The sequence below is a fragment of the Sphingopyxis sp. genome (assembly GCF_025869345.1).
In the GTDB taxonomy this organism is placed as follows: domain Bacteria; phylum Pseudomonadota; class Alphaproteobacteria; order Sphingomonadales; family Sphingomonadaceae; genus Sphingopyxis.
On sequence record NZ_JAOZVW010000017.1, the window covers coordinates 1 to 16,938 of the forward strand.

The following is a 16,938-nucleotide window of genomic DNA, read 5'->3' on the forward strand; positions in this document are numbered from 1 at the left end:
CATTCTCTCAGCGCTGGATGAATGGATCCCGGATCAAGTCCGGGATGACGATGAAGGATGGCTCCGCCTTCGGTCGAAACCAGTCATTCCCTGCCGCTGATACCGTATCCCCGCGAATTGCGAATGAAGGTGCGCCGTTTCCCGCCATTCTCGCCCCGAACTTCACCGCGTGCCGTCGCCGCCCGCGGCTTTGCCGATTGCCCGACGCCGCGCGCCGTTCTAGACTTTTGACCGGGTGTCCAGAGTGGAGGAATGCATAGTGAGCGACGGCAGCGAAGCGACCGAAATCTACATCGGCCTCGGCGGCGGAGGGGCACCCGACGGGCCGCGCCAGTCGCTGGTGCTGAAGCGCGCGAACCGCCACGGGCTGATCGCCGGCGCGACCGGCACCGGCAAGACGGTGACGCTGCAGGGGCTGGCCGAGGGCTTTTCGGCGGTCGGCGTCCCGGTGTTCGTCGCCGACGTGAAGGGCGACCTGTCGGGCATGGCGATGGCGGGCAGCGCGGCCGCGAAGACGCACGAAGCCTTTGCCAAGCGCGCGGCGGAAATCGGCGACACCGGCTGGAGCTATCACGACAATCCGGTGATCTTCTGGGACCTGTTCGGCGAGCAGGGGCATCCGATCCGCACCACCATCTCCGAAATGGGGCCGCTGCTGCTCGCGCGGCTGATGGGGCTCAACGAGGTGCAGGAGGGCGTGCTCGCGATCGCGTTCCGCGTCGCCGACGAGCAGAATCTGCTGCTCCTCGATCTGGGCGACCTGCAGGCGATGCTCGCCTGGTGCGCTGAGAACGCCGACGAGCTGACCACCAAATATGGCAATGTGTCGAAGGCCACGGTGGGGACGATCCAGCGCCAGCTCCTGACGCTCGAAACGCAGGGCGGCGACCATTTCTTCGGCGAGCCCGCGCTCGATATCCAGGACATGATCCGCCTCGACGACAATGGCCGCGGCTATGTCAACATCCTCGCCGCCGACAAATTGATGGCGAGCCCCAAGCTCTATGCGACCTTCCTGCTCTGGCTTTTGAGCGAGATGTTCGAGACGCTTCCCGAAGTCGGCGACCCCGACAAGCCGAAGCTCGTCTTCTTCTTCGACGAGGCGCATCTGCTCTTCGACGACGCCCCGCCCGCGCTGACCGACAAGATCGAGCAGGTCGTGCGGCTGATCCGTTCGAAGGGCGTCGGCGTCTATTTCGTGACGCAGAACCCGATCGACGTGCCCGAGGCGGTCGCGGGCCAACTCGGCAACCGCGTCCAGCACGCGCTCCGTGCCTTCACCCCGCGCGACCAGAAGGCGGTGAAGGCCGCCGCCGACACCTTCCGCCCCAATCCCAAGGTCGATGTCGCGCGCGAGATCACCGAGCTCAAGGTCGGCGAGGCGCTCGTCTCGCTGCTGATGGCCGACGGCGCGCCGTCGCCGGTCGAACGCACGCTGATCAAGCCGCCCTGTTCGCGCGCGGGGCCGCTCGACGTCAAGGAGCGCGCGATCATCAAGTCGATCTCGCCCGTCGCCGACAAATATGACACGCCGGTCAACCGCGAGAGCGCCGAGGAACTGCTCGCCGCCAAGGCCGAGCAGGCGCAGGCGGCCGCGGTCGAGGCGCAGGCGCAGGTCGAGGCCGACAAGCAGGCCGCGATCGCCGCGAAGGAAGAGGCGAAGCGCAAGGCGGCCGAGGAGCGCGTGCGCATCCAGCAGGAAAAGGCCGCGGCGCGCGAAGCCGCCAAGCCCTCGATGGCCGAGAAGATGATGCAGTCGGCGGCGCGCTCGGCGGCGACGAGCCTCGGCCGTCAGGTCGCGGGCAAGTTCGGCGGCCAGCTCATGCGCGGGATTTTGGGCAGCCTGTTCAAATAGAGCGGCTGGCGGGGCCGTCCTCCGTCACGGCGATGCGCGAAGCCTCCCGGCAACCGCCGAGGGGCCGGGGGGCATGCCCCAAAAATTAACAACATGATCAACAGGAAGTTAACAAAGGCAATTGCGGCGTATCGCGGGTCGGTATAGACGGTGCGGGACTTGTGGGGGAGGGTATGACGGGCGAGGGGGCCTTTCAGCTCGATTTGATCGGCTCGTTTCGATTGTCCGCGCCGGACGGTTCACGCATATCCGTTCCGGCCAAGCGGTCGCGCATCCTGCTCGCGATGCTGGCGACGTCCAAATCGGGCGAGCGGTCGCGGCGCTGGTTGCAGGAGCGCATCTGGGGCAGCCGTGAGCGCGCGAATTCGCAGGCCAGCCTGCGGCGTGAGCTTTCCAACCTGCGTCCGTTGGTCAATGTCGCCGGCGAACCGCTGCTGATCATCGCCCATGAAACGGTTGCACTCAACCTGGACCGCGTGGTCGTCGATGTGCGCAACCCCCGTCGCATTGCCGAATCGCGCGACGAGTTCCTCGAAGGCATCGACATCGCCTGGGAGGAAGGCTTCGAGGACTGGTTGCGCGAGGAGCGGCAGGCGATCGAGTCGGCGCGCGAAACCGATGGTGACGCTTTGCCCGCGCTACCCGAAAAACCCCTTCCGGCCGAGGTGGCGCCGCCGTCCGATGGCCGTCCGACACTCTCCATCCTGGTTCACGATCAGGATATGCCGCCGGACAGAGTCGCGACGCTCGACCGGATCGTCGACCTTCTTGCCGAGCGCATCGCCGCGCTGCGCTGGCTGCCTCTCGTCGGCGTGCCTGCGCGGATCGACGGGCCGGAGGCGCTGCTGCGCATGGGGAAGACGCTGGGGGTCGAATATCTGCTCCATTGCCAGCTCAACCCCGACGGAACCGCGACCGTGGCCCTGTCGCAGGCCGCTTCGGCGCGCCTGCTCTGGTCGAGCCGCCATGACCTCGGCAACGATGGCGAGTCCTGCGACCCGGCGCAGATCGCGAACGACAGCATCGCCGTGCTTTCGGTCCGGATCGAGGCCGATCAGGCCGAGCGGGTGCGCGACCGTCCGGCCGAGCAGCTCAATCCCGACGAGTTGCTGTGGCGGGCGCGCTGGCACATGCGGCGTCTGACGCGCCGCGACGCGGACGAGGCCGACCGGATGCTCGCGCGCGCCGCCCAGGCGCGGCCGGACGCGATCGAGGTCCTTGTCGAGCAGGCGCGCGCCGACGCGCTGCGCTGCTGGGCAATGGGCGCGCCGGTGCCCGAACTGGAGGGGCTGCGCCGCCGCGCCGTCCTGGTCCGCGACATCGACCCCTATGACGCGCGCGCCTGGCTGCTGCTCGGCATTCTCGACCTCTGGCTCGGCCAGCACGAAAGCGCGGCAGCGCTGATGCACGAATCGATCCGGCTCGAACCCAGCCTCGCCTCCGCCTATGGGCATCTGGGCGGCTGCTACAGTTTCTCGGGATATCCCGGCGACGGCGTGCAGATGGTGCGCAACGCGCTGCGCCTTGCCCCGGTCGACACCCACAGCTTTCACCAGTTCGGCCAGCTCGCGCTTGCCGGGGTCATGCTCGGCGACCATCGGCAGGCGGTGATCGATGCCAACCAGGCGCTCGCGCGCCGGGCCGGCTATGCCCAGGCGCATGTCTACAAGATCGCGGCGCTCGATATGGCGGGGGATCTCGACGGCGCGTGCAGGGCGCTTGCGGTTCTCCGCAGGGCCAAGCCGGCCTTCGACCCCGCGCTGATCGAGCGCTTGCCGTTCCGCGACCACGAATGGAACGCCCGGCTGCGAAGCGCGGTGGAGCGGATTGCCGCGGCCGCCTGACGCGCGACGCGCCGGGGCTCCCTTGGCGGAAGCCCGTCCATGTTTCGCCCTCCGGCAGGTCATGGAAGCGCGCTCAGGACGGGCTTCGTCAAAACCCGCCCGGATATGATGGGCGCTGCCTTAACATGAAGTTATAATTTCTGATGCCGAACGAACGCCGGGCGAGGCGCGGGGCGCATCCGCCGCTCGTCGATTCGGCGAGCGACTCGGGCGGCTGGCGGCCGGGATTTGCCGGGATGATGTTCGAGGGGGTAAAGACCCGAAAAGAAAAAGCATTCCGGCCTTTTGCGGAAAAGCGCGCGAACGCGCTGTCTTGATGCTTAATGCACCAAAACGACACAAGAGGGCCGTTCCATTATTCACGATGGGCGGGCGATTCTTTCACGATATCCGGACGCTATCTCGCCCACATAATTTACAAATGCTTAAGGATTGAATGCGGGGGGTGGTCGAGCGGTCTGTGGTCGCACGCTCGACGACTGGGAAAGAGGATCGGGGGAACGATCGGGCGGGCCATTGGTCTGCCGAGACCGCACCAGCAATCCGAAGACGATTTTTCCGGCGAACATACGTTTGCCGGGACGGTTAGGGCTGCGCCTGTTCCGGCAACGCCCGATCTCGGGGCCTTTGGCCCCACCCTGGGTCCGTGGCCTGTCCCGGCGCGGACCCGAGGGATGCGGAAGGCAGTGGTCGCGCCGCGAAAAATGGGGCCGAAATCCTGTCCCTTGGGGGGGAGGGGAGCGGTCTTCCGGGATTGTCATGCCGGTCCGTCGGACCGGGATTTTTGTGGAGGAAAAAATGAAGACCATTCTTGCTACTGTTTCGGCCATCGGCCTGCTTGCTGCGGCGCCTGCTTATGCGAACGATGTCAGCAGCACCGTCAACATCGGCGCGACGGTGAGCCCGGCGTGCGGCCTTGGCAACCATATCAACAACGGCAACACCACCGCCGGCTATACCCAGGGCGATATTGCTCTTGGGGAAGTTGCCAGCGCTGCCACCGACGGCAAACTCGTCATCGACAACAGCCAGACTCAGAATCGCAGCTTCGGCAATGTGTGGTGCAATGGCGCCGCGACCGTGACGATCAAGCTCGAAGCGCTGGCCCTCAACGACAACCGCAGCTTGCCCGCTCCTGGTGACTCGAGCTCGTTTGCCAACAAGTTCGACATCGCGATCAGCGGATTCCTGGGCGGCAATGCGTTTGGCAATGGCGGCGGCACGCTGGCGCTCAGCTCGGCGGACGGCACCAATGGTGTTCTGGAGCACGACATCAATACCGCCGAAGCTTTCGAGACGGGCAGCGGCAAATATTCGAGCTTCAACCTTACCGTGTTGAACCCGGCCAACAAGCGTCCGGTCGTTGGTAGCTATACCGGCCACGTCACGCTGACGGCTTCGATCAGCTAAAAGCCATGCGTTGATCCGCCGCCGATGCCGCGTGCATCGGTGGCGGATTTTCCGGCGCACACACGAATAGTCTGATCCACCATGCGCAGATCGAAAACCATCATGTCCCGGACCTCTGTCGCGCTGCTTTTGCTTGGCGCAGGCGGTGTTGCGACGACGGCTTCGGCAGCCGACCTGGGTGTCGCGGCGCTGGGTTCCGGCTATACGGCGAGCGATGCGCCGCTTGGCGCGCCGAGCGAACTGGCGGTCGATCTGCGCGGCGAAGTTCCGGCGCGTTGCCGCCTTGCCTCGCCGCCCGTGCTTGGGCAGCGGCTCGATTTCAATCGTGCGGGCGATGTTCAGGCGCGCTTCGGGCTCGATTGCAACGCGCCGTTTCAACTGCGTATCCGCTCGGGCGAAGGGGCGTTCGTTACCGACCATGCGCGCCAGGGCATCGCCTCGCGGATCGCCTATGATCTTTCGGTCGATGTCGATACCGACGAGGGGCTGAGTGCTCTTGGCTGGTGCCGCGCCGACCAACTCACCGACCGGGAAGCCGGCGGCTGCGCGTTCGGCAGCGGCGACGGCTGGTCGTCGGGCGACGCGACCGCGATCGACCGGACCGGCACCATGCGCCTGCGCTGGAGCGCCCCCCGTGAAGGGGACGAGCCCGTATATGGCCGCTATCGCGACACGATTATCGTCGAACTGGCGGTGCGCGCATGACCATAATATCTTCATTCGTTCGCGCCATGGTGGCGCGGAACGACCCGCCTTCATCGCTCAACCTCCGCGCTGCGGACGAGTTTCAGGAGAAGATCGTGAGAAAAACCCTCATCACTGCGCTCGTCGCGGGCGCCGCGGTCTATGCGCTTCCCGCATCGGCACAGAATGTGAATAGTGCGGTCCCGAGCGCTTCGATGACCATTCAGACGAACATCCCGGGCTATTGCTCGGCCTTGGCGGCGCAGGGCCCCAACGATGTGGTCGATCTTGGCAGCCTCACGGGTGCGACGGGCCAGTTGGTGGACAACTTCGGCCAGAATGCGGTCAAGACATTGGCATCGGATTATTATTGCAACGCGCCCTCGAAGGTGAAGATCGAGGTCGAGCCGCTGAAAAGCACCGACGTTTCCACGGTCAGCGATTCGTCGTCCTTCACCAATCGGGTCGATTACACCGCCTTGGTGAATTGGGGCAATGAAGCGCTCGAGGTCGCCAGCACCGAACCGACGGGCTTCAAGGAGTTCGATGTCGGCCAGGCGACGATCGGTGAAATGAAGCTGACGCTTTCCGATCCCCGCGTCGATGGGGCGCACAACCTGCGTCCCGTTGCCGGCGAATATGCGGGCAAGGTGACCCTCACCATTTCGCTGAATTGATTCAGGCCAAATTTTGGAGTGACGACATGATTCATCACCGCATATTGCTGATGGCCGGAATCGCCGCGCTGATTGTGCCGGGCGCTGTCCAGGCCAACGAGGTTTCCCAGCGAGTGGATATCGGGGCGACGGTGACCGGCGCCTGCGGCATGGGCTCGCCGGGCACCACGGAAATCAACCTTGGCACGCTCAACGACAGCCAGGGCAAGCTCAAGGCGTCGCTGGCGAGCGCCAGCATCGTGTCCGGCAGCACCTATATTGCCGATGCCTGGTGTAACGCCCCACACAAACTGTCGATCAAGGCGACGCCCATGGTGCTGGAAGACACGCCGGGCTATTCCCAGCCCGCCTATATGTCGCGCAGGCTGACCTATCAGGCGACGTTGCAGAATTGGGTAGCCGGACAGGGTATCGGCATTCGCCCGTTGGGCGGGAGCGACACGGGTACTTCCACATTCACGGAGGCGAGGGCCGCGGTGGCACCGGGGCTCAAGCTGGAGATTTCCGATCTCGAAACGCTTAGCGGGGAGTCCGGAGTGGGAACGGAGACGCCCGGCCTGATGCTCGAAACGAGCCAAAGCGGCCTCTATCGCGGCACCGTGACCATCACGCTGGCGACCAACCCGTGACCCGCGCGTCACGCCATCCTTCCTTTGAAATCCATGGGGGACTGTCCGTCATGAAATCTATCCTTTCGCTTTTCGGCGCCGCGGCCCTGACGGCCCTTGCCACCCCGGCGCTTGCCGCCAACCCTCAGTCCGTCGATGTGATCGGCAATGCTCAGGCGATCTGCACCCTGCCGACGAGCTGGAGCTTCGTTTCGGCGGCGGGCGGTGCCGGCGGCGGGCAATTTTCGGGTAATACCTGGACGATCCCGGCCTCGGCGCTCGCGGACGCGGCCGGTATCGCGACCAATACGAACGCCGAATATGCGATCCGCGTCCGCGGCGAGGCGATGTGCAACACCGGCTTCGAGATCACGCTGCGCAGCGAGAATGGCGGGCTCGTCAACACCACCTATACCGGCGCGACGCCGCCGCAGCCGCCGGCGGGTTTCACCTGGAAGCGCCGGATGACATATAACGCCAATTGGCAGAACGACATCACCCCCGGCACCAGCGTCAACCCGCCGGCGATCGGCGCCAGCAACTGGGGGGTCGTGAATTTCATCCCGACCGCGCCCGGCGACAGCGACAGCTATGATCATGGCAACAAAGCACCTCCGGGCATCCGCAATTTCGACATCCGCATGGGCGTGATACGCGATGCTGGGCAGGGGCCTTTGCTGCGGGGTGACTATCAGGACGTGATCACCATCGATCTGACGCCGCGGCCATGATCGGCGTTGCGCCCCCGCATGGGGGTGATCGGTAATTCTATATGGGCAGGCGCCGGTACGTCCGGCGCCTGCCCCAATGCGTTGAGCCGCCGGGGGGCGGCGTTTTTGGGGGTTGCATGTTCAAGTTGAAGCCGGTTTCGATCGTCGCCATGCTGGCGATGCTGCTGGGTCTGTGCTCCGCCGCGGTCCATGCTGCGATGACCGTCCAGCCCGTGGTCCTCGACCTCCAGATGGCGGGACGCCAGATGGGCGGCCAGATCCGCGTCCAGAATACGGGGACCAGCCCGCTGCCGGTCGAGATCCGGCTGGTCGAGGCCGACCTGTTGCCCGACACGGTCAAGGCGTCCGACCGCCTGACGAACGACCTGATCGCCATCCCCGCGCAGGCGATCATTCCGCCGGGCGGAACGCAGGCGTTCCGCATCCAGTATCTTGGCGATCCCGAAGCCCCCGCCAGCCGCCATTATTATGCCGAGGTCGCGCAGCAGCCGGTCGAGGTTCCGGGCGGCCAGTCGACGATCCAGATCCTCTATAATTTCCAGGCGATGGTCAACGTCGCCTCGATCGTCGCGGGCGACCCCAAGCTGGCGGTCGAAAGTGCGGAGATCATTCACCCGGCGAAGCCCGCCGACGCCGCGCCCGATGCGCCGGCGCCGCCTGCGCGGATTGCCTTCACCGTCCACAACAGCAGTCAGAACTACGGCTATCTCAGCAGCGGCTCGCTGAGCCTCGTCCAGCGCGACGCCGCGGGCAAGGAGATACTGCGCCGCACGCTCAGCGACAGCGACATCCAGCAGATGATCGGCTATGGCCTGGTGGGACCGGAGACGAGCCGCAAGTTCGTGGCCCCGATCGACCTCGAGAACCCCGACGGGACGGCGGAAGTGACCCTCTCCGGCCGCGGACGGTGACCGCGCGGTGCGGGGGGCGCGAAAGCATCGCTGGACATTAGGCGTCTGCGCTCTCGCTGTCGCGGCGGCGATGGCGGGAGGCTCGCAGGCGCGGGCCTGGGAGCAGGCCGGCCCGGTTGCGTCGTCCGGCGCCGATGACCCGGCCGCGCCGCCGTCTACCGCCCCGGCCGCTGCCGCGCCGCCCGCGCCCAACCCGGCTCCCGCGCCCGACGAGGTGCGGCTGAACCGCACCAGCCGGACGATGACCATCGTCGTTCCGGCGAAGGACGGCCCACGGATGCTCGGCGATGTCGATGTCCAGATCGCGCCCGATGACACGATCCTCGTCTCGGTTGAGCGGATCGCCACGCTGCTCGCACCGCAACTCGCCACCGCGCGGCTCGACCAGATTCGCAGCATTGCCGCAGAAGGCGGCTTCGCGCCGCTGTCGGCCTTCGAACGGGCGGGGCTGCCGATGCAGTTCGACAAGAGATCGCTCGAACTGACGCTGGCGATCGCGACCCAGGACCGGGCGCCGCGTACGATAGGCCTCGCCGAACTCGACCGCGAGACGATCGGGGAGTTCGCGCACCCCGAATCCTTTTCGGCCTATGTCAACATCCGCGGCTCGCTCGACTATGTTCACAAGGGCGGGGCGACAGGTTTCGGCGATCCGTTCTTCCTCTTCGACGGCGCGGCGCGGATCGGCAGGATCGTCGCCGAGGGCGAGGGCGAATGGGACGGTACCGCCAACCGTTTCCGCCGCAGCGGGACGCGCCTCGTCTATGACGATGCGAAGCGCCTCGCGCGCTGGACCGCCGGCGACCTGCTCCCCGAAACGCGGGGTTTTCAGGGAGCGGTCGATATGGCGGGGCTCGGCCTGTCGCGCAGCTACGCGCTGCTCGACCCGCAGCGCAACGTCGCTCCGCGCGGCGGCCGCACCTTTTCGCTCGACCGCGACGCGACGGTGGAGGCGATCATCAACGGCCGCACCGTCCGCGTCCTCCGCCTGCAGCCGGGCACATACAATGTCGGCGATTTCCCCTTCGCGCAGGGGGGCAATGACGTCCAGCTGATCATCGTCGACGACACCGGGCGCCGCGACGTCATCTCGTTCAGCACCTTCATCGAGCGGACCCAGCTCGCGGCGGGCCTGTCCGAATTCAACGTGAATGTGGGGGTGCAGGCCCGCCGCGGGCAGAGCATCGAGTATAGCAACGATCTGGCCATATCGGGCTATTACCGGCGCGGGCTCAGCGACAGTCTGACCCTCGGCGGCAATTTTCAATATGCCGGCAAGGCCTATCTGGTCGGCAGCGAGGCGGTTCTCGGCACGAAATGGGGAACGATCGGCGGCGACGTCGCTTTCAGCCATATACCGGGCGGCGGCAACGGATGGGCGGCCAATTTCTCGATCGAACGGATCACGCAGGCCACCAACGGCGGCTCGTCGCTGATCGCCGCGCTCGAGGCGCGGAGCCGGCATTTCGGCGCGGTGGGGCAGCTCGCGCCGGACAACCCCTACAGCTATAACGTCTCGCTCAGCTATAATCGGTCGCTCAGCAGCTCCTCGTTCATCGGCGGCGAGGTTCGCTATGCGAAGGGGCGCGGCGCCTTCGTTGATGAACGGTCGGTCCGGGCGAGCCTCGGCCACCGGCTCGATCGCGCGACCAACCTCGTCTTCGACGCCGAATGGAGCCGCGGGGCGCGCGGCGACGACAAGAGTTTCCGCATCTCGCTGGTCCGCCGCTTCGGCGCGCGCACCTCGGCGCGCGCCGAATATAACAGCCGCGACGACGGCGTTCGCCTGGGCTTGCAGAGTTCGGGGGGCTATGGGGTCGGCGCCTGGAGCGGCACCGCCAATCTCGACATCGGCCGCGACACCTATGGCCTCAATGCCAGCGGAAACTACGTCGCCAATCGCGCCGACATCGGGATCGCGCATACCGCCGCTTATTCGCAACAGAGCAACAGCATCACCGACCAGCGCACTTCGCTGCGCATCGCATCGTCGCTGGCGTTCGCCGACGGCAGTTTCGCGATCGGACGGCCGATCAGCGACAGCTTCGCAATCGTGCGCCCGTATAAGGCCGGGAAGAAGCTGGCGATCGAGGTCGAACCCTCACAGGGCAGCTACCAGGCGCGGTCGGACATGTTCGGTCCCGCGCTTTATGGTCAGGTGGGGTCCTATTCGCCGCGCACCCTGACCTATGACGTGCCCAACGCCTCGGCCGGCCTCGATATCGGTACCGGCTCGCTGCGGATGCTGGCGCCCTATCGCTCGGGATATGTCGTGACCGTTGGTTCGGATTATAATATCATGGCCATCGGCCGCTTGACGACCGAAGGCGGCGAGCCGCTGTCGCTCCGCGTCGGTTATGCGATCGAGGTCGGGGGCGACGAGCGAAAGGTGGAATTGTTCACGAACCGCGACGGCCGCTTCGGCATCAGCGGAGTGAAGGCCGGCCGCTGGCGCATCGAAATCTCGGGCTCGCCGCCGGTCGTCTATGAACTTGACATAGCCGAGGCGGCATCGGGCATCGCACGCGTCGGCGACGTGAAACCAGCGGATAAGAGGTGATGGGTGTGAAGACAGCAGCAATGACCCTGGCCGTCGCGGTCGCGTCGATGGGATGGAGCGCCGCCGCCGCGGCGCAGTGCGCCACCGTGGACCCGGCGGTCGTGCCCGATATGCGGATCGATCCGCTCGATACGACGGGCGCAGCGCAGCTGATGCAGCCCGCGACGCTCAATTTCCGGCGGACGGGCGCCGATGCGACGCCGCTCACGATCCTGTACCAGATCCTCGACGAGGATTCGCCGGTCCATGCGCGCGTCGGGGCGAGCGCGGGGCCGCAGGTCGAATGGCGCAGCGACGACACGGGGCGCGACATTTCGGTCTCGCGCGGCGACGCCTATGCGTTGCTCCGATCAGGAAAGATCACGCTGGCGCCGGACGAGACCAGCAAGCAGGCGGGGGTGCGCCTGTTCCTCAAGGAATTGCGCGAGGACTTGCCGGCTGGCGTCTATCGCGAGCAGTTCACGCTGCGCTACTGGTGCGGCGATGATGCGAGTGCGGCGATGCCATATGAAAGCCCCGGCATCGTAACCGTGACCGTTCAGGTGCCCAATGTGCTGAGTGCGAGTATCGCCGGTGCCTCGACGCGGGGCGAGATCGATTTCCTCGATTTCGCGACGCTGTCACGCTCGCTTTCGGTGTCGGTGCGCAGCACCGGCCGCTATCGGGTGAATGCGCGCAGCCTGAACGGCAGCGTCATGCTCCGCGAGGGGGCCGCCGCACCGGGGCTGGCGGAACGCATCGCCTATAGCGTCCGTTTCGGGGGGCACGCGCTGGGGTTGGGCGCGGACGGCGGTTTCGTCAATCCGCGCGCCGGACTCGCGGGCCAGCAAATCCCGCTCGAAGTGACGGCCGAAGACGTGTCGAAGAAGCGCGCCGGCGCCTATCGCGATACGCTGATCCTGACCCTTTCGCCGGTCAGTTGACCGGCACGCGGCGGCGGATCCTCAATATTTCACCTCGATGCGTATGCCGAGGTGGTTGAGATTCGCCGCGTCGTCTCCGACATCCAGCGCCAGCTGACGCAGGCGGATTCCGGGGTGATCGGAATTGGACAGGACGGTTTCGCCGCTGTCCGACAGCGGGATACGGTCATGGTCGCTGATGATCGCGGCCCCCGGCATGTTGGCCGGGTGCTGGAGGATAACGCGATAGCCCCGCGGGGCGTTGCAGATCTCCTGCGACATTCCAAGGTTCACGACGCCCTCGTCCTGTCCGATGCCGAGCGCGGGAAGCATCTCGATATTGCAATAGATCGGCACATAGGCGCGCAGATGAATGGTCGTGCTGACCTGGCCGCATGTGGCGGACGCAGGAATGGCGCCAATGGCGACGATAGCCGCTGCTGCAATTCCTCGATGTGGCGACATGAACAGGCTCCGCTTGTGTGAGACTGTCGCCTGATAAGGAGGAATCGTTAAAAAGAGGTTTGGCCGTATCCCGCCGCATCAAACCTTGGGACCGGGCGGGTCGGCGCGGCTTGCCATCGCGCCATCATCGCAACCAGTCCGTGACCTCGCCCTTGATCCGCGGGCGGCTGACGCTGCGTTCCTTGAGGGTCGCGATCGTCTTGTCATAGGGCTTGCGGACGTCGGCGGGCAGCGGCGCGGCGATCGCCTCCAGCTTGGCGACCATCGCTGGATCGGTCGAGGAAGCGGCGAGCCCGGCGAGGAAGCGCGCCCGCGCCGAAGCATCGATCAACGCGTCGACCGCTGCCTGATGCGCCTGCGTGAAATCGACCGCCATGTCGGCGTGATGCCGCGCCACCGCGCCGATGATCGCGGCGCTTGTCGTCTTGCCGGGCTCGTCGGTCAGCGCGAGGTCGAGCGCGCGTCCGGCGAGCTTCGCGTCCATGCTATTGCCGAGCAAGGTATAGAAGGTGCTGCGCTCGACCGCCGATTTCGAGCCCTTCGCCATCGCGCGCAGCTTGTCCCATTCGGCCGCGCTCGCATGGCTCGCGACGATGCCGAGCCAGCGCGATTTGAGCGGCCCGTCGAGCGCGGCGGGGTCGCGGTCGAGCAAAGCGAAGCGGCGGCGCGCCTCGGTCAGCACCCCGGCATCGCCGATCGTCCCGAGCGCGCCCAGCAGATCGGAGCGCAGCACGCTGTCGAGCGCGGGTTCGCCCGGCCGCGCGTCGAAGCCGAGCCGCCGCATCGCCGGGGCGAGCGCCGCGGCGGCGCGCGCCGCGATCTGCTTTTGCACCGCCGGCTGGTCGTCGAAGAGATTGTAGAGCGCTTCATAGCGGCCCGCGACGTCGCCGGTCAGCTTCGGGTTCGCTTCCTTCGGCGCCGCGGCGAGCAGGTCGAGCGCCGCGCCCATCGGCTGATAGCCCGCATAAGCGAGCGCGAAATTGTCGCCGAGCAGACCGAGCTGGTCGATCGGCGCGAGGCTGGCGAAACGGCCGCGCAGCGCGGCAAGCGCGGCGGGCGAATAGAGGGTGCGGTAATAGCCCGCCTGCCCCGCGTTGATCAGCACCGGCCCGCAGCCGGGCAGGGTCAGCGTTCCCGCGCCGCCCGCGATCACCTGCCGCGCCACCGCGCCGTCACCGGCGCGCGCGAGCACCGGCACCTGCCAGCGCCGCCCGTCGGCATCGATGCTGTCCTTGCGGTCGCGCGAAAATTCGCTCTGCGTGACCTCGACGGTCGTGGCGCCGCCCGCGCAGGCGATGCCGCCGACGCGCAGCAGCGGAATGCCCGGCTGGCCCGTGAAATCATGCGCGATTGCGGTCAGCCCGGTTGCGCCCGCCGCCTCGACCGCGTTCCACAAATCGTCGGTGCGCGTGTTGCCATATTTATGCTGCGCCATATAGGCGCGCAGCCCGTCACGCCACTTGTCGGCCCCGGCATAGGCCTCCAGCATCGTGATCACCGCTTCGCCCTTTTGATAGGTGATCGCGTCGAACGCCTGATTGCTGTCCTCGACGGTGCGGATGGTCTGGACGACCGGATGTGTCGTCGCAAAGGCATCGAGCCCCATCGCGGCCTCGCGCCCGCCGACGCGGTCGAGCAAGGGCTGCCAGTCGGGATGGAAATGGTCGCTCGCCTTCGTCTCCATCCAGCTCGCGAAACCTTCATTGAGCCACAGATCGTCCCACCACGCCATGGTGACGAGGTCGCCGAACCACTGGTGCGCCACTTCATGCGCCTGCACGGCATAGATCGCCTGCCGCGTCGCCTCGCTGGTGATCTTGGGGTCGTCGAGCAGGATGCGCTCGAAGGTGAAGATCGCACCCCAATTTTCCATCGCGCCGAAGAATTGCGACTGGCCGGGGCCTGCGACATTGTCGAGCTTGGGCAGCGGATAGGGCTGGCCGAAATAGTCGCCATAATAGGTCAGCAGCGGCGCGAGGCTGTCGAGTGCGAAGCGCGCCTGCTCGCCCGATCCCCTGGGCGAGACGATGCCGACCTCGGCGCCGCTTTCGCTCTTCTTGGCGAGCCGCTCGAACGGGCCGGTCGCGAAGAAGAGGAGGTAGGACGACATTTTCGGCGAAATCTGGAAGGCGACCTTCTTGCGGCCGCCCTCGACCGGCGTTTCGCTCGCCACGGGCATGTTGCTCACCGCCAGATCGTTCGCCGGGACGATCGCCGACAGGCTGAAGGTCGCCTTGTAGCTCGGCTCGTCGAAGCTCGGGACGAAGCGGCGCGCGTCGGGCGCCTCGAACTGGGTGAACAGTCCGCGCGTGTCGGCGCCGGTGGTCTTGTCGGGATAATCGAGCGCGAAAAGACCGTTCGCCTGGGTGCCGATGACGCCCGTATAATGGGCCTGGAGGCGATAGGTGCCCGGCGCGATCGGCGTGGGGGCGGTGAAGGTCACCGTCTGCGCCGTGGCGTCGGTCGCGGCGGTCAGCGGAACCGGCTTGCCGTCGGGGCCGGTCAGCGTCGCGCCCGCAAAGGTGAGATCGAGCGCGTTCATCACGATCGTCGCCGAGGGCTCGTAGAGTTCGAGGTCGATGGCCGCGTCGCCGGTGAAGCTCAGTGCCTTGGCGTCGGGGGTGACGCTGATGTCGTAATGGAGCGGGCGGGCGATGCGCGGAAGCTGGCTCGGCACGCTGGTGTCGAGCGGCGCGCCGGTCGGCGCCGGCATCAGCGCGACGGGCGGGGGCGGCGCGACCCCCGGCTGCGCTGCGCAGGCGGTGAGGCCGAGCGCCGAGACGGCGCTGACGAGCAGAAGGCGTGTCGAAATTTTCATGGCTGCGATCCCCGGTTATGATGCGTCCTGGGCTACGCCGATGCCCGGACCCATGCAACGGCCCCTTTCGGCGAGCGGTCCATGGCTCTCGACAGACGGCAAAAACTGAGGCAGCTTCGGTTGCATGAAAAAACCTATATTGCCCGGAGAGGTATCCGCCGCCGTCGTCGACCCCGCCGCTTATGGCGAATGGGATGGGCTGCACGAACAGCTTGCCTGGGCGCGCGCCAACGCGCCGCTCGCGGTGGCCGAGAATCCCGATCACGACCCCTTCTGGCTGGTGACGCGTCACGCCGACATCATGGCGATCGGCCGCGACCCGCAGCGCTTCGCCAGCGCGATCCGCCCGACGGTGCTGACCAATCGCGAGGGCGAGGCGCTGGCGCGCGCCGCGACGCCGGGGAACGACGGCCACCTGATCCGCTCGCTGGTGCAGATGGATGCGCCCGATCACATGAAATACCGCCTGCTGACGCAAAGCTGGTTCATGCCCAAGAATCTGAAGATCGTCGAAGAGCGCGTCCGCCATCATGCGCGCGCCGCGGTCGAGCATATGCTGTCGCTGGGGGGCGAATGCGACTTTGCGCGCGACGTTGCGGCGCATTATCCGCTGCGCGTGATCATGGACATCCTCGGCGTTCCGGCCGAGGACGAGCCGCGGATGCTGATGCTGACGCAGCAGCTTTTCGGGTCGACCGACCCCGAACTCAACCGCAACAAGGTCGAAATAACGAGCGCCGAGCAAGCGATCGCGATGCTCCATTATGTCATCGCCGATTTCGAGAATTATTTCCGCGAACTCACCGCCGACCGCCGCGCCAATTCGCGCGAGGACATCGCGACGGTGATCGCCAATGCGACGATCGACGGCGGCCAGATTCCCGACCGCGAGCTGGCAGGCTATTATATGATCGTCGCGACCGCGGGCCACGACACGACGAGCGCCTCGACTGCGGGCGCGATCATGGAACTGGCGAAGAATCCGGCGCTGTTCGCGCGCTTCCGCGACGCGGAGGCCGAGAAAGCGGGGCTGATCGAGGAGGCGATCCGCTGGACGACCCCGGTCCAGCATTTCATGCGCAGCGCGAAGGCGGACGTCGACATCGGCGGGCAGACGATCCGCGAGGGCGACTGGCTGATGCTGAACTATGTCTCGGCGAACCGCGACGAGGCGATCTTCGACAATCCCTTCGCCTTCGACCCCGACCGCGCGAAGAACCAGCAGATCGCCTTCGGCTTCGGCGCGCATGTCTGCCTGGGGCAGCATCTCGCGCGGATGGAGATGCGGATCTTGATGGAGGAACTGCTGCCGCGATTGAAGAGCCTCGAACTCGCGGGCGACCCGGCGCGGGTCGAGTCGGTATTCGTTGGCGGGCTCAAACGGCTGCCGATCCGGTTCGAGGCGGCGTAGGGTAGCTATCGACCGGCTGTTGACGTTTCTCTTTTCGTTACCCCGGACTTGATCCGGGGTCC

The 16,938-nt window shown here is 66.3% G+C and carries 14 protein-coding genes; 12 read left to right on the forward strand and 2 right to left on the reverse strand.

Annotated elements, in window-relative coordinates:
* Positions 1–286: 286 nt before the first annotated feature.
* The 11 genes from OJI97_RS01310 to OJI97_RS01360 all read left to right on the forward strand — a co-directional run bounded on the left by OJI97_RS01310 (position 287) and on the right by OJI97_RS01360 (position 12,203).
* On the forward strand, positions 287–1,855 hold the full coding sequence (locus OJI97_RS01310) for a helicase HerA-like domain-containing protein (RefSeq protein ID WP_297660244.1): 1,569 nt from the start codon (positions 287–289) through the stop codon (positions 1,853–1,855).
* A gap of 284 nt (positions 1,856–2,139) precedes the next feature.
* A complete protein-coding gene (locus tag OJI97_RS01315; protein WP_297660205.1) occupies positions 2,140–3,699 on the forward strand; it encodes a hypothetical protein in 1,560 nt (519 codons plus the stop codon).
* A gap of 143 nt (positions 3,700–3,842) precedes the next feature.
* Positions 3,843–4,016 carry a hypothetical protein gene (locus tag OJI97_RS01320; protein WP_297660208.1) on the forward strand — a complete coding sequence of 58 codons (174 nt, stop codon included), beginning with the start codon at positions 3,843–3,845 and terminating at the stop codon, positions 4,014–4,016.
* Positions 4,017–4,497: 481 nt separating this feature from the next.
* Positions 4,498–5,109, forward strand: coding sequence for a hypothetical protein (locus OJI97_RS01325; RefSeq protein WP_297660211.1), 612 nt, complete (start codon positions 4,498–4,500; stop codon positions 5,107–5,109).
* Between the two features lie 102 nt (positions 5,110–5,211).
* Positions 5,212–5,814, forward strand: a complete 603-nt coding sequence (locus tag OJI97_RS01330; RefSeq protein ID WP_297660213.1) for a hypothetical protein — start codon at positions 5,212–5,214, stop codon at positions 5,812–5,814.
* A gap of 95 nt (positions 5,815–5,909) precedes the next feature.
* Complete coding sequence (locus OJI97_RS01335; RefSeq protein WP_297660216.1) at positions 5,910–6,470, forward strand: hypothetical protein; 561 nt, start codon at positions 5,910–5,912, stop codon at positions 6,468–6,470.
* A gap of 26 nt (positions 6,471–6,496) precedes the next feature.
* Positions 6,497–7,099 (forward strand): hypothetical protein, encoded by a 603-nt coding sequence (locus OJI97_RS01340; protein ID WP_297660219.1) that lies wholly within the window; start codon positions 6,497–6,499, stop codon positions 7,097–7,099.
* 50 nt (positions 7,100–7,149) lie between these two features.
* The gene (locus tag OJI97_RS01345) at positions 7,150–7,809 is read left to right on the forward strand and encodes a hypothetical protein (protein WP_297660222.1); all 660 of its coding nucleotides are present in this window, start codon (positions 7,150–7,152) and stop codon (positions 7,807–7,809) included.
* A gap of 116 nt (positions 7,810–7,925) precedes the next feature.
* Positions 7,926–8,720 carry a molecular chaperone gene (locus OJI97_RS01350; RefSeq protein WP_297660225.1) on the forward strand — a complete coding sequence of 265 codons (795 nt, stop codon included), beginning with the start codon at positions 7,926–7,928 and terminating at the stop codon, positions 8,718–8,720.
* Between the two features lie 70 nt (positions 8,721–8,790).
* Positions 8,791–11,280: a fimbrial biogenesis outer membrane usher protein gene (locus OJI97_RS01355; protein ID WP_297660228.1), complete on the forward strand. Its 2,490-nt coding sequence runs from the start codon at positions 8,791–8,793 to the stop codon at positions 11,278–11,280.
* 20 nt (positions 11,281–11,300) lie between these two features.
* On the forward strand, positions 11,301–12,203 hold the full coding sequence (locus tag OJI97_RS01360) for a hypothetical protein (protein ID WP_297660231.1): 903 nt from the start codon (positions 11,301–11,303) through the stop codon (positions 12,201–12,203).
* A gap of 21 nt (positions 12,204–12,224) precedes the next feature.
* On the opposite strand, the gene OJI97_RS01365 is transcribed toward OJI97_RS01360, so the two are convergent.
* A complete protein-coding gene (locus tag OJI97_RS01365; protein WP_297660234.1) occupies positions 12,225–12,647 on the reverse strand; it encodes a hypothetical protein in 423 nt (140 codons plus the stop codon).
* Between the two features lie 124 nt (positions 12,648–12,771).
* Complete coding sequence (locus tag OJI97_RS01370; RefSeq protein WP_297660237.1) at positions 12,772–15,465, reverse strand: M1 family metallopeptidase; 2,694 nt, start codon at positions 15,463–15,465, stop codon at positions 12,772–12,774.
* A gap of 124 nt (positions 15,466–15,589) precedes the next feature.
* Between OJI97_RS01370 and OJI97_RS01375 the strand changes: the two genes are divergently transcribed.
* Positions 15,590–16,876: a cytochrome P450 gene (locus OJI97_RS01375; RefSeq protein WP_297660240.1), complete on the forward strand. Its 1,287-nt coding sequence runs from the start codon at positions 15,590–15,592 to the stop codon at positions 16,874–16,876.
* Positions 16,877–16,938 lie beyond the last annotated feature (62 nt).